13 protein-coding genes and 1 pseudogene are annotated in these 13,924 nt (G+C 34.2%); 5 read left to right on the plus strand and 9 right to left on the minus strand.

The genetic code is table 11. From position 1 onward, the window contains the following. The first annotated feature begins 39 nt into the window (after positions 1-39). Positions 40-690 (plus strand): polysaccharide deacetylase family protein, encoded by a 651-nt coding sequence (locus OZP12_RS20250; RefSeq protein WP_281226910.1) that lies wholly within the window; start codon positions 40-42, stop codon positions 688-690. A 17-nt stretch (positions 691-707) separates the two neighbouring features. On the opposite strand, the gene OZP12_RS20255 is transcribed toward OZP12_RS20250, so the two are convergent. The 6 genes from OZP12_RS20255 to OZP12_RS20280 all read right to left on the minus strand — a co-directional run bounded on the left by OZP12_RS20255 (position 708) and on the right by OZP12_RS20280 (position 5,331). Further along, on the minus strand, positions 708-1,004 hold the full coding sequence (locus OZP12_RS20255) for a thioredoxin family protein (RefSeq protein WP_077371545.1): 297 nt from the start codon (positions 1,002-1,004) through the stop codon (positions 708-710). Positions 1,005-1,077: 73 nt separating this feature from the next. Continuing rightward, on the minus strand, positions 1,078-2,313 hold the full coding sequence (locus tag OZP12_RS20260; protein WP_281226912.1) for a metallophosphoesterase: 1,236 nt from the start codon (positions 2,311-2,313) through the stop codon (positions 1,078-1,080). Between the two features lie 171 nt (positions 2,314-2,484). Beyond that, positions 2,485-2,700, minus strand: a complete 216-nt coding sequence (locus OZP12_RS20265; RefSeq protein ID WP_281226913.1) for a hypothetical protein — start codon at positions 2,698-2,700, stop codon at positions 2,485-2,487. A gap of 104 nt (positions 2,701-2,804) precedes the next feature. Beyond that, complete coding sequence (locus OZP12_RS20270) at positions 2,805-4,139, minus strand: sensor histidine kinase (RefSeq protein ID WP_281226914.1); 1,335 nt, start codon at positions 4,137-4,139, stop codon at positions 2,805-2,807. Positions 4,140-4,255: 116 nt separating this feature from the next. Next, positions 4,256-4,930 carry a response regulator transcription factor gene (locus OZP12_RS20275; RefSeq protein WP_281226915.1) on the minus strand — a complete coding sequence of 225 codons (675 nt, stop codon included), beginning with the start codon at positions 4,928-4,930 and terminating at the stop codon, positions 4,256-4,258. Positions 4,931-5,070: 140 nt separating this feature from the next. Beyond that, entirely contained in the window at positions 5,071-5,331 is a 261-nt protein-coding gene (locus OZP12_RS20280) for a hypothetical protein (RefSeq protein ID WP_281226916.1), read from the minus strand. A gap of 560 nt (positions 5,332-5,891) precedes the next feature. Here OZP12_RS20280 and OZP12_RS20285 point away from each other — a divergent pair. Together OZP12_RS20285 and OZP12_RS20290 are read left to right on the plus strand one after the other, a co-directional pair. Next, positions 5,892-6,470 (plus strand): annotated as a pseudogene (locus OZP12_RS20285) (5'-3' exonuclease); the annotation flags it as partial. Positions 6,471-7,320: 850 nt separating this feature from the next. Beyond that, positions 7,321-7,914, plus strand: coding sequence for a hypothetical protein (locus tag OZP12_RS20290; RefSeq protein WP_281226917.1), 594 nt, complete (start codon positions 7,321-7,323; stop codon positions 7,912-7,914). Between the two features lie 119 nt (positions 7,915-8,033). Here the strand turns inward: OZP12_RS20290 and OZP12_RS20295 are convergent, their stop codons facing one another. Both OZP12_RS20295 and OZP12_RS20300 read right to left on the minus strand, forming a co-directional pair. Beyond that, the gene (locus tag OZP12_RS20295; protein ID WP_281226918.1) at positions 8,034-8,930 is read right to left on the minus strand and encodes an IS982 family transposase; all 897 of its coding nucleotides are present in this window, start codon (positions 8,928-8,930) and stop codon (positions 8,034-8,036) included. A gap of 97 nt (positions 8,931-9,027) precedes the next feature. Then, positions 9,028-9,255, minus strand: a complete 228-nt coding sequence (locus tag OZP12_RS20300; protein ID WP_281226919.1) for a hypothetical protein — start codon at positions 9,253-9,255, stop codon at positions 9,028-9,030. Positions 9,256-9,286: 31 nt separating this feature from the next. Between OZP12_RS20300 and polA the strand changes: the two genes are divergently transcribed. Next, a complete protein-coding gene (gene polA / locus OZP12_RS20305) occupies positions 9,287-12,166 on the plus strand; it encodes a DNA polymerase I (protein WP_281226920.1) in 2,880 nt (959 codons plus the stop codon). Positions 12,167-12,384: 218 nt separating this feature from the next. On the opposite strand, the gene OZP12_RS20310 is transcribed toward polA, so the two are convergent. Continuing rightward, positions 12,385-13,230 (minus strand): SGNH/GDSL hydrolase family protein, encoded by an 846-nt coding sequence (locus OZP12_RS20310; protein WP_281226921.1) that lies wholly within the window; start codon positions 13,228-13,230, stop codon positions 12,385-12,387. 239 nt (positions 13,231-13,469) lie between these two features. On the opposite strand from OZP12_RS20310, the gene OZP12_RS20315 reads away from it, so the two are divergent. Next, positions 13,470-13,889 (plus strand): hypothetical protein, encoded by a 420-nt coding sequence (locus OZP12_RS20315; RefSeq protein WP_281226922.1) that lies wholly within the window; start codon positions 13,470-13,472, stop codon positions 13,887-13,889. Positions 13,890-13,924 lie beyond the last annotated feature (35 nt).

Below are 13,924 nucleotides of genomic sequence, written 5' to 3' on the forward strand. Positions count from 1 at the left end.
GATACCATATATGACCTATAACAAATAAATTTCACATATATGAAACTCTATTGGATCAAAACAAACAAATTCCTGAAAAAAATATTCTCCGGTTACATTTGGGATATTCCGAATTCGGAGAATAAAATCTATTTGACTTTTGACGACGGACCGACCCCAGAAATTACAGAATGGGTTTTGGAACAATTAAAAAAACATCAAGCCAAAGCCACATTCTTTTGCATCGGCAAAAACATAAAAAATCACTCAGGCATTTTTCATAAAATTATTGAAGAAGGACACGCTATAGGAAACCATACAAACAATCATTTAAACGGTTGGAAAACCACAACTAATGATTATTTAGAAAACATATCCCTATGTTCGACTGAAATAGAAAATCAAAAATTTGAAGCCAAAAATCAACAATCTCCACTCTTCAGACCACCATACTGCAAAATAAAAAAAACGCAGTTCAAAGAATTAAAAAAACTAGGCTACAAAATAATCATGTGGGATGTACTCAGTGCAGATTTTGACCAATCCATAACACCTGAGAAATGCTTAGAAAATGTATTGCAGAATGTGCAATCGGGAAGTATAATAATTTTTCATGACAGTGTAAAAGCATTCAAAAACCTTGAATACACACTACCAAGATCACTGGGAATTTTAAAACAAAGAGGATTTAATTTTGAATCAATTCAATAATCTTAAAAACTTAAGATTTATAATTGTTCTTGGACGATTCCGATTAAAGTATTAGCATCCAGTTCACCGGATTGTCTCCAAATCATCATCCCTTCTTTATAAATCATCAAGGTAGGCAAGCCTTTAATACGTAAAGCATCGGCCAATTCTTGATTTTTGTCTACGTCTATCTTGATTACTTTTACTTTGTCACCAAGAGCTGCCGCTACATCTTTTATAACTGGATGCATTGACACCGAAGACTCGTTCCAATCTGTGTAAAAGTCTATCAACACAGGAACTTGAGTATTTATAAGTTCTCCAAATTTTGACATAAAACCAAAATATTTAATTTCTAATTACTTTCGAAAAGAGGTAATGTATTGCAAATTTAGCATTTTAAACCAATTATGCTAATTTTTCACCCTTTATTAGTTGAATTACTGTTATTTCCGGCATAATTCCTACTCTACCAGGATACGCATGAAATCCAAATCCTCGATTTACATAAACATATCGGCCTATGTTTTCGTATAATCCAGCCCATTGTTTGTAAACATATTGAGCTAAACTCCATTTAAAAACCCCTGGTATTTCTATTCCAAACTGCATTCCGTGTGTATGTCCGGACAATGTTAACTGAAAATGCTTTGCATCATGCTGAACTACTTCATTCCAATGACTTGGATCATGGCTCATTAAAATTTTGAAATCTTCTTTAGTCAAATTTTGAGAAGCTTTCTTTAAATCACCGGCTTGTTTGAAATTTCGTCCCCAATTCTCAACTCCTACCAAAGCAATTTTATCACCATCTTTTTCTATAAAAGTATGCTCATTCAGCATTAACTGAAAACCAATCTGTCCATACAAATTTTTGATGTCCTGAAAATTTTTATCCTTTGCATGTTGTGAAGGCCAAGTAACATATTCACCATAATCATGATTCCCAAGAACCGAAAATTTACCGTATTTATGAGGCTTAATTCTGTTGAAAGTCTCAAGCCATGGGTGCATTTCTTTGGCATGCGTATTCACAATATCACCTGTAAACAAAATCATATCCGAATTTTGCTCATTTACCAAATCAATAGCATAATTAATTTTTTCAGGATTATCAAAACTTCCACTGTGAACGTCTGAGATTTGAGTTATTGTAAAACCATTAAAAGCAGCGGGAAGATCCGGAAAATAAATGGCTTGTTTTATTACTTTAAAATTATATTTTCCTTCAAATATTCCATAAATCAAAGACAAAAAAGGAATTGAAGCTAAGCCTAAACCAATTTGGCTAACAAATTTTCGTCTTGAAGGCAAAAAATTGACATTGCTTTTATTACCTATAAAATAATTAATCACTCCTTCGGCCAATCGAAACACATCTTCTCCCAAAAGAACTATCATTGCAACAATCTTAGGAAGATATACAACCAACAACAATCCCATGGTAAACATAGTCTGCTTAGTTTGCCCAACCGAACGGTCAAATTGCGTAAAAGAGTATAGGATAAATACAAAGAGAAAAAGGCTAATTAGCTGATAAGAAATCAGTGCCCATTTTACTTTAATCAATGTTTTAATGGCCTGAAAAGCATAAAGTTCTATGATAAAAAGGATAGCACCTATAAAGAATAAACGTAAAATCATTATTTTATAAATTTATATACAAAGTAACAACTATTGAAAATGCCAAATACTCATCTTATCATAAATTTAACCAAAAAAGGGAGAAAAATTTCTTTCTCTCCCCTTTTCATCTATTAAAACCAAATTTTAACATCTTCTAGAATATTTCATGAAATCTTCTAGAAGATTATATTATTTTTTTGCTGCTGGTGCTGCTGCAGGAGTAGCTGCAGGAGCTGCTGCAGGCTTGCTAGCTTCAGCTTTATGAGCTTTTTTTGTTTCTTTTTTAGCTTCTTTTTTAGTCGCTTTAACTTCTTTAGCTGGAGCTGTTTGAGCTGGTGTAGTTTGAGCACTTACCATAACAGTTGTTCCTAAAACTACTGCTAATAACATCAATACTTTTTTCATGATTTTAAAATTTTAAATAGTTAATACGTTAAATTTATAGGTCAAAGTTATTCTTCGAAAATGAAGATTAAATGAAGTTTTGACCTTCATAAAAAAATTAACATTTAATTGTGTTTTTGCTCATTTGAAAACAACAAAACAAAAGTAGTCCCAACATTTATTTCCGATTTTATTTCAATGCGAATATGATGAAACTGAGCAATACTCTCAGCAATGGCAAGCCCTAAACCCATCCCCTCCTGTTCCGAACTCACTCTGGTGAATCGCTTAAAAACATTCTGTTGTTGCTTTTCATTCAGGCCAATACCGGAATCTGAAACAGACAAAAAATAACTTCCATCCAAAAAACCATCGCTAACTTCTATTGTTCCAGAAGGTTTATTGTATTTAATCGCATTGACAATTAAATTGTAAAATAGGATATGCATCAGCGTTTTATTTCCTCTAAAACTAAAATGATGTTCTATTTTTTTATAAAAAGTCAATTCCCTGTCTTCAATTCTGTCTTGCAAATCGGTTACCAAATCAGTAATTATTTCATCAAAATCAATCGTTTCATTTGCTTCATATTGATTGTTTTCAATCTTTGAAATCAACAATAAATTGGCGATTACCTTTTTCAGCAAATCCAGAGTACTTAGCGAAGCAACAATTTTATCGACCGCTTCATCATCCAAAGACTCATTTTGAAGTAAATTCTCAAATTTGTTTTTCAATAAAGCAATTGGAGTCAATAGTTCGTGCGAAACGTTGGCTATGAATTGTTTTTCTTTTTTAAACAATTCACTAATTCTGTCCATCATCTGATTGAGAACCGTATCCAATTCCTGAAAATCCGTTGAATGCGTTACTATCGGAGTGTGGTCAAAAGCTTCGGGTTCATTAACATGACGAATTTTAGTATCGATGATTTTATAAAAAGGCTTCAACAAATATTCAATATAAAAAGTATCGGCCAAAAAAGTAATCACAACAATGATGATGAAAACAATGATGAAAAAAAGACGAATTACAAAAGTCAGGTCATTTATCTCACCCAAACTATTCCCTATTTCCAAAAGGTAGTTTGTATTCTCATACTTAAAATAATACTGAAGAATTCTATAATCATTCTGTTCTTCTTCTATTATTCTAGGCTCTGTAATAAACAAAGTTTGATTTATTTTACTGCTTGAAGGAACCCTAGAAAGCTGAAGAAACTCGCTGTGCAAAGTAGAAAAACTAGCATAAGTCTCCGATGTATCATTTCGAACAATAAAATCATTGATTTCTTCCTTGTCTAAATGTTCAATAAACTTTTGCTTTTTCTCCAACAAACTTTTATTGATATGATTATAAACCACTTTTTCGACCAAAACAGGAAGTACCAGCCATAAAACCAATATCAGCAACAAACGCGACAACGCATTAAAAATAGCCAACTGATGCTTAATTTTCATATTTTAAACAGTTTACGGTTTGTTGTTTGTTGTTTGTTGTTTTTACAAAAAATATCACTTCAATTAATTTATTGCCCTTTGCCTTTTCCTGTTTGATTTTTGACTTTGATTTTTGTCTAAACATTAATCCTATACCCCACATTCCTTACCGTTTCAAACCAATCAATCGGCGAATGTTTGTCCAGTTTTTTTCTGAGGTTTCGAACATGTACATCTATAAAATTAGAATCGGAATTCACTTCAAGTATATCACCCCAAATATGCTCGGTCAATTGCAAACGTGTAATTACCCTATTTTTGTTTAAAACCAAATACTGAAAAATATCAAACTCTTTTTTAGTTAGATTAATTGGTACTTTATCATAACTCACTTTATAATCCTGCAACTGTAAACTAAACCCATGAATATCCAATTGATTCACAGTGTATCCGTGCATTCTGCGGATAATGGCAAACAAACGGGCACCCAATTCAGTCAAAGCGAATGGTTTTGTCAAATAATCATCGGCCCCAAGCTGTAATCCATTTATCCGGTCTTCTAATTCGCCTTGAGCTGTAATGATGATGACCGCCACTTTAGCTCCGGTTTTACGAATGCTTTTCAAAACATCAAAACCACTTCCGTCAGGCAAACCCAAATCCAAAAGCATGATATCATAATCGTTGCTATTGATTTCTTCCAACGCCTCCTCGCAATTCTTCGAAATTTTACATATATAACCACTTCCAGAAAGGTATTCTCTCACCTCCTGGGCCAATTCGGGATTATCTTCAACAATAAGAATTTTCATAACTGACTAAATTTATATTCTTAAAATTTGACATATCTAAAATACTAAAAAAGTCAGTAAATTTCTCTACTGACTCTTAAAAACAATTAATCTTTTCTGACCTCCTTTCATTTAATCAAACAAATCAAAAGCATCAATTATCATTTAGTTTTAGGACTAGAGGGTGCGGGTGTTGCATTCATTGCTGGTTTTGCGGCTGTCGCAGCTTTTTGTTCTTTTTTCGCTTTGTTGTGTTTGTGGTGTTTTTTCATAGTAACTTCTTTTGTCGAAGTTGCTTTAGCTTTTATAGGAAAAGCTTGAACCATTGCACTTGTACCCAAAACTGCAACTAATAACATCAATAAATTTTTACTCAAGTGTAGCAGTCTATTTTTTTTGTTTTCGTGAATCTGCGATTTCATGATTTCTAGAATTTTTAATTAATAATTATTATTTATAGATCAAATGTATAACCGCAAAATGAAGAAAAAATGAAGTTTTAACCCCATACCAAAGTTTAACTTTCCCTTAACTGACTGGGGTATATTTGATTATTTTTTGGAGCAGAACATTAGCCATTTTTCACAAGTTTACTCCCGCTTTTCGCTATATCTTTTCCTCTTTAAAGAAAAAAGGAAAAGGATGCCGCTTCACTCGGGGCTAAAGAAGAACATTCTGCTTTTTTAGACCCAACCATTTCGACAATAGATTTCCCACAAAGTTTGTCATTCCCCTCTTTTGGAGGGGTGTCCGTAGGGCGGGGTGGCAAATAGCACAGTAAAAACACCCCGGCTTTCAGCCACCCCTCTTAAAAAGAGGGGAAAGCCAATATTGCGCAAAAAGCTTAAAGAAACTTCATCATTCCCAACTATAGTTTTCAACAACAAATTCGTTTTTAAAAGGCAATTGTCTATTTTTACAGACTAATTTTTTTAATATGTCTGCTTAAAAACGACTTTTCCTTCTCGATGCTTATGCATTAATATTTCGTGGTTATTTCGCATTTATAAAAAACCCAAGAATCAATTCCAAATGAATGGATACCTCCGCAATCATGGGGTTTATGAATGCCCTGATGGATGTAATCAAAAGAGAGAAACCAGATCATTTGGCCGTAGCATTCGATAAAGGCGGAAGTACCTACCGCTATGAAATGTATCAGGAATACAAAGCAAACCGCGACGAAACTCCCGAAGCTATAAAAATTGCCGTTCCTTATATTCAGGAATTACTGAAAGCAATGCACATTCCCATTATCGAAGTTCCAGGCTATGAAGCTGACGACTTGATTGGAACTTTGGCAAAACAGGCCGAAAAAGAAGATTTCAAAGTCTTTATGGTAACTCCCGATAAAGATTTTGCACAATTGGTTTCCGAAAATATTTTCATGTACAAACCTGCCCGAATGGGTAATGACATCGAGATTTGGGGAATACCGGAAGTATTGGAAAAATTCGAAATTGAACACCCAGAGCAGGTAATCGACTATTTAGGAATGATGGGTGATGCCGCCGATAACATCCCTGGATTACCAGGTGTTGGAGAAAAAACAGCCAAAAAGACGTCCGCCGGGGACATGAGCAGGGTAAGCGCATGAGTTGTTTTTTACCGCTAATTAAAGGTAAATAAAGAAAAAACTACGGTTGGATATATTTATGCAAACGAATAATACAGAAGCAAGTAATGCAGTTTCAATAACGAGACTGTCTAAAAAGACAGCCTCTTCTTTTATTATATAGAGCTTTTCAATTTTTCACTTCCGATATTGGGCAATACCTAGATTTCTATTCTGATTCGTTTTAGAGAACTTATCTTTTAAGGAACCTTCAAGAAAAGGACGTATAGTTCCTTTGGAAACTAATTTGTTATTCTTGTTGCATTAGATAAACCTTAAAAAAAACAAACCCAATTATTTAAAGAAAAATATTTTCAATTTATTCTTGTTTTATAAATTATATTAAATCTCAAATCAAAACTTTTAAATTTCAGAATCTTAAAATTTAATAAATCTCATAATTCATGCAAATGAACCTCTTAAAAGAATTATTACTGATTTAGGGATTAAAAAAAGATTATCTACTACTGTGCAAGACATTCATTTGTAACCGTTCTTAAATTTAACAATATATCAATAGATATTATCAAGGAAGCTTTAGGTTATAAAAAAATTAAATACACAATATCTTAATTTAAAGACACTTCCAAGCAACATCTTAGGAAAAATGATTGATGGTATTATTTTTTAGTAGGCATTATAACTTAGTTAAAGCTTTGGTATTTAGTCAAAAACTAGTTATTTCGTTTAGCTGTCTGTAGAATTAATTTTACAAAAAAACATAAATAGTACTACGCGTTAGTTTTGATTAAAAATTAATCTTTGTTTCTTATTAATATATAAAATTTTTAAAAGAATGAAAAAAATTATTTTATTTGTATTTGTGAGCTTGGTTTTTGCCAATGGATATTCACAGGAAAAAGGAAAATTCAGAGCAGGACTGGATTTTGGTTATGTGCCAGCAAACGGAGGTGGTGGAATGTTGATATCTCTCGAGCCAAAGTATAATATTGCTGATAATATGAATGTAGGATTGAGATTAGGTGTTGCTGGAGTAGTTCGTGATCTGACAACAACAAATGACACTGAGTTTAATGCAAAACTTGCAGGAATTGGTTCATATATTGGAACATATGATTATTATTTTCATAAATCTAGAAGTACTTTTGCTCCGTATGTTGGAGGAGGTGTTGGTTATTATACTTTGTCCAATGTAAAAGTTAGCGATTTTGATAATAATGAGAGTTTCAATCCTTCTGCATCAGGAGTATTTGGAGGATTAATCCGTGGTGGTTTTGAATGGGCTGGGTTCAGAATGGGTTTAGAATATAATTTTCTTCCAAAATCAGATATTGAAAACACAAATGGGATGAAGGTTGGAACCGCAAAAAATGCATATTTAGGGATACATGTTGGATTTTTTGTTGGTGGAGGAAAATGGGGTAGATAATAGTTTTTGTTCTGCAAATAAAACGAGGGAAGCTGTCCGAAAGGGTAGCTTTTTTTATCCAACAAATTTCAGGAATTGATTTTGCGTTGGTTGATTATTCCGTTGTAACCTGAACTCGATTAATAAAATACTGCTAATTGGTTAGTTTTAACCGTTTCGTATTTCAAAGAAGGTTTTTTAGGCAGAAAATTATAAGCAATTATTCCGGCTATAAGATTTGACAAAAAGTTGGTAAATGAACGATGTCTAGAATGTTCAACTTGGCAAATATTTTTAAGTTCATCGTTAACTGTTTCTATTATTGAGCGTTTACGGAGTAAGATTTTATCACTCATTTCCATCAAACTATTTTTCATATTATTGCGAATGCTTGTAATTAATTGAACTCCATCAACAAATAATAATTGGGAGAGTTTTTCGCTTATATATCCTTTATCACCAAATAGTTTTCCGAAAATAGCATTCAAAAAGCCCTCATTTTTCAGTGGCTCTCTATCATCTACGTTGGCTTGAGTTACAGCAAAGCTTAACAATTCTCCTTTGTCATTAATGATAATATGGAGCTTAAACCCATGAAACCAACCCATTGTAGATTTTCCGGTAGTGGCAATATCTTTAAAAACTTTATTTCTACTGATTCGTTTGTTTTTACAAACTCTTATTAGTGTTGAGTCTACAAATGAAATACCTGTACAATTGCCTAAACAACAGGTTTTGGCAAAAATTGTCATTGGCAAAAGAACACTTTGCATCAGTTCTAAAAAGCGATTATAAGAAACTGTATTAGGAAATTCATTTTGCATATGCTTTTGGACATAAAAAATGTAATAATGCTTGAAACAACGAAAACCACTCAAATGAAAAAGTAAATAAATTGTAATTACTTCTGATTTTGACATAATCGAAGGACGTTTGGAAGGTTTTCCTAGCAGAAAAGGCTGTGTGGTTTTCTCAAAATCTTTACAAAATTCATCAACAATAGAAAAAATATCTGTAATTTTATCGAAACAAATCATAAGGTAGAGTTTAGTTAAATATTTAATTGTCAGAGATTTAAATATACTAAATTTTACCTTTTTCTACAATATTTTCAGCCTAAATTATTAATCGAGTTCAGGTTATAAACAAATATTTAAATGGAACATATAACGATGTTGGCGGTTCTGTTGCAATAGCTTCAGTTAACGAAAGTGAACTGGAAGAAATTTGGGAAGAGCGTAAGCCAATCGAAGGTTTTAAATTTGATGTAGAATCCAGACCTGTCAGGTTTTTAAAACCTGACAGGTCTAAACAAACATCACAACTATAATTTTCAACAACAAATTCGTTTTTAAAACGCAATTGTCTATTTTTACAGACTAATTTTTTCAATATGTCTGCTCAAAAACGACTTTTTCTACTCGACGCCTACGCGCTTATCTTTCGTGGTTATTTTGCATTTATAAAAAACCCAAGAATCAATTCCAAAGGAATGGATACCTCCGCAATCATGGGGTTTATGAATGCCCTGATGGATGTAATCAAAAGAGAGAAACCAGATCATTTGGCCGTAGCATTCGATAAAGGCGGAAGTACCTACCGCTATGAAATGTATCAGGAATACAAAGCAAACCGCGACGAAACTCCCGAAGCTATAAAAATTGCCGTTCCTTATATTCAGGAATTACTGAAAGCAATGCACATTCCCATTATCGAAGTTCCAGGCTATGAAGCTGACGACTTGATTGGAACTTTGGCAAAACAAGCCGAAAAAGAAGATTTCAAAGTCTTTATGGTAACTCCCGATAAAGATTTTGCGCAATTGGTTTCCGAAAACATTTTCATGTACAAACCCGCCCGAATGGGGAATGACATCGAAATATGGGGAATTCCGGAAGTTTTGGAAAAATTCGAAATTGAGCGTCCTGAGCAGGTAATCGACTATTTGGGAATGATGGGTGATGCCGCCGATAACATCCCGGGATTACCAGGTGTTGGAGAAAAAACAGCCAAAAAATTACTCAAAGAGTTCGGCTCGATGGAAAACCTTTTGGCCAATACTGACAAACTGAAAGGCGCCATCAAAGAAAAAATCGAAGCTAATGCCGACAAAGGTATTTTGTCCAAAAAATTGGCCGCGATTTTACTTGACTGTCCGGTTCAATTTCATGCAGGCGATTACGAATTGTCCAAACCAGATGTTGAAAAAACAGACGAATTATTCCAGGAATTGGAATTCCGTCAAATGAAAACGCAGTTTGACAAATTTTTCGGTACAGGAAAAGAATACGACGAAATCGACACAAACGGAATCCTCACCCCAACCCTCTCCAAAGGAGAGGGAGACGAAACTCCTAAAAAAGCTTCAGCCAAAAAAACCAATGAAGACCAATTCGATTTATTTGGATTTTATGATCAATCCGAATCGGCTCCTTCCCCTTCAGGGAAGGTTGGGATGGGGTCTTTGGAAAATACCGAACATTTTTACCAAAGTATTCAAGGCGATTTCGCTGTGAAATTACTTTTACAGAATTTAATGAATCAGACTTCCGTATGTTTTGACACCGAAACTACAGGAATTGACGCCCTTAACGCCGAACTTGTTGGAATGTCTTTTTCGTACGAAAAAGGAAAAGCATTTTACGTTCCATTTCCTGAAAACCAAGAAGAAGCTCAAACTTTGGTTGACAAATTCAAACCTTTCTTCGAAAATGAAAACATCGAAAAAATTGGTCAAAACATAAAATACGATTTAAAAATTCTTTCAAATTATGGTGTCCAAATCAAAGGAAAGCTTTTCGATACGATGATTGCTCACTATTTGATCAATCCTGATATGCGTCATAATATGGATGTTTTGTCAGAAACCTATTTGAAATATTCACCTAAATCAATTGAAGATTTAATTGGTAAAAAAGGGAAAGGCCAAAAATCGATGCGTGAAGTAGCCCTTGAAGATATAAAAGAATACGCCGCTGAAGATGCTGATATTACCTATCAATTGAAGCAAAATTTTAGCCCGATTCTCGACAAAGCCGAAACTAAAAAACTATTTGACGAAATCGAAATTCCGTTAATTCCTGTTTTGGCCGCAATGGAATTGGAAGGGATCAATCTTAACGTTCAATTTCTACAAGCAATGTCAGTTGAAATGGCTGCCGAAAGCAATGCTTTGGAACAAAAAATCTACGAAACTGCCGGAGAGAAATTCAATTTGGCTTCGCCAAAACAACTCGGAGATATTTTATTCGAAAAATTGAAAATCGGCGGAGCCAAACAAAAGAAAACCAAAACCGGTCAATATGCCACAGGCGAGGAGGTTTTATCGTATTTAGCCAATGACAACGAAATTGTCCGCGACATTCTTGAATGGCGTCAAATGGTGAAATTGCAAAGCACTTATATTGATGCATTGCCTACACAAGTTGACTCCAAAACAGGCCGTGTCCACACCGATTACATGCAAACAGTTGCAGCAACAGGACGTTTAAGCTCCAACAACCCAAACTTGCAAAACATCCCGATCCGTACTGAAAGAGGCCGATTGATTCGAAAAGCTTTTATTGCCAGAGATGAAAATTACACATTGGTTTCTGCCGATTATTCGCAGATAGAATTACGTATTATTGCCGCTTTATCAGGAGAAGAAAACATGATTAAAGCCTTCCAAAACAAAGAAGACATTCACCGAAGTACAGCCGCAAAAGTTTTTCATGTTCCATTGGAAGAAGTTACAAAAGAACAGCGTAGCAACGCTAAAACGGTGAACTTTGGAATTATATATGGTGTTTCAGCCTTTGGATTGAGCAACCAAACCTCGCTTTCACGAAAAGAAAGTGCTGAATTAATCGATGCCTATTATGCAACTTACCCGAAACTGAAATCATATATGTCCAACCAAGTTGATTTCGCACGAAAACATGGCTATGTACAAACCATATCAGGTCGTCGCCGCTATTTGAAAGATATCAATTCGGCAAACGCTGTTGTTCGTGGCGCTGCAGAAAGAAACGCCGTGAATGCGCCAATTCAGGGAAGTGCCGCCGATATCATCAAGATTGCAATGATCAACATCCACAAAAAACTGACCTCCGAAAATTGGAAAAGCAAAATGTTATTGCAGGTACATGATGAGCTTGTGTTCGATGTCCACAATTCGGAACTCGAAAAAATCCAACCTATGATTAAACACGAAATGGAAAATGCTTTTAAAATGGATGTTCCATTGGATGTTGAAATTGGAGCCGGAAAAGATTGGCTGGAAGCACATTGATTTTAACCAAAAACACTTCGTATTAAAGCAATAGTTTACAAAAAAAAGCATATTCCAAAAATTCCTAATCATTGCTTTTTAGCCCCGACAGAAGGGATAAACCTTGTGAGCCTCGTTTTCTACGAGACTCACAAGTTTAGGAATGATGGCGGGATGGATGTTGGCTAAAAGTGCCACATCATTCGCTCCAAATTCCTTTTTTCTTGGCTTTTATTTGCCTATTCAGTAACAAAACCAGAAGGCAATGTCAGTAATTTGTATTGAATGGTTTTAGCGAGTCGGTAATCACCTTGGGCATTGGGATGCAATCTATCTGTTTCTTTGTCATGAAAGTATTGCGCCTGTGAATCAGCCAATGGAAACAGACCACTTGTTGAATAAAGATCAATTAAGGGAACCGCCCAATAAGAAGCCGCTTGTTTCAAAACATCTACATAGGAATCAATATACAATCCTTGCCCGTTAGCGTAATTTTCGTCTGGCTGCACATTCTTTTCGTTAAATTTTGCATAACCCCGGTGAATAGGTGTCATAATAACAATTTGTTGTTGTGGGTAATTGTTCTTTAGATACGACATAGCTTTGTTAATTCTTCCACAAAAGGTTGAATCATTAAGGTTTGGGGTTCGGTATTTGCGAGTTACTTCTTTTCCGTTAGAATTCGTTTGTTTTGTTGTTTCACTGAAAAATTCACCCAACGGAATATCATGGTTATAATCATTTGTACCTGCAAAAATGAGTATCGCATCAATATTTGCCCCTTTTTCATCATGTAACTTCACGGATTGTTTGTAAATGTCATTCCATTGATTTCCGCTGACACCAAACACAGAAGGCTCTATCCCCAGCAATTCGTTTAAATACTCCCAATAAACACATGTAGTACCGACACGGCGTTTGTCTGTCATCGAATCTCCTAGAAATGCCACCCGTTTTCCTTGCCATTGTGAATTTGGTGTTTTTTCAAGGTTTGTTAATTTTACTTTTGGAACTGCTTCTTGTGCAAAACCAGTAAAACTAACTATCGATAAAAGGATATAAGCACTTAAAATTATATTTTTCATATTTAAATTTCTGTTTCTGTTGTTATGTTCTTCACAGTATCATTTTCAAATATAGAAAATAATAAACACTACGCATTCTAAATTCTTTATGCTTTTATTGTTTATGCAATATACTTCACCATGTGAGATACAAACATTTAAAAACTGAACACGAGTTTTTATTATAAAAAATCAAAAACTAATTTATTAACTTTAGTACTTTAATTCTTAAACTTTTGTATCAACCAAAAAATCTAATTATGAAAAAAATTATTAAAACCATTATTCTATTTTTTGTATTTTTTATTGGAGCAGGCACCTATGCTGTCAATGCTCAAAACCCACCTGCGCATGCAAAAGCACATGGAGTGAAGAAAAAATACCGATATTATCCGGAAGCCAATGTATATTTTGACCCTGTTGTCAAAAGATATACTTATTTCAGCGGAGGTAAGTGGACAACAACCATAAATTTACCAACCAGCATACGATTGGTTGGAAGCTATAATGATTTTGATTTTGAAGGAGACAATCCTTGGAAAGACAATTCAATGCACAAAGAAAAATACAAAGTAGCCAAACCTGTTAATCATGGCGACGTAAAACACGTTGAAAAAGCTCTTGATATAAAGTCAAACAATGGAAACGGGAATGGAAATGGGAAAAAGAACAAAAAATAGTCTTTAGAAAACCATTCACTTTTAAACATAAAAAA

The sequence above is a fragment of the Flavobacterium aquiphilum genome (genome assembly GCF_027111335.1).
Lineage (GTDB): Bacteria > Bacteroidota > Bacteroidia > Flavobacteriales > Flavobacteriaceae > Flavobacterium > Flavobacterium aquiphilum.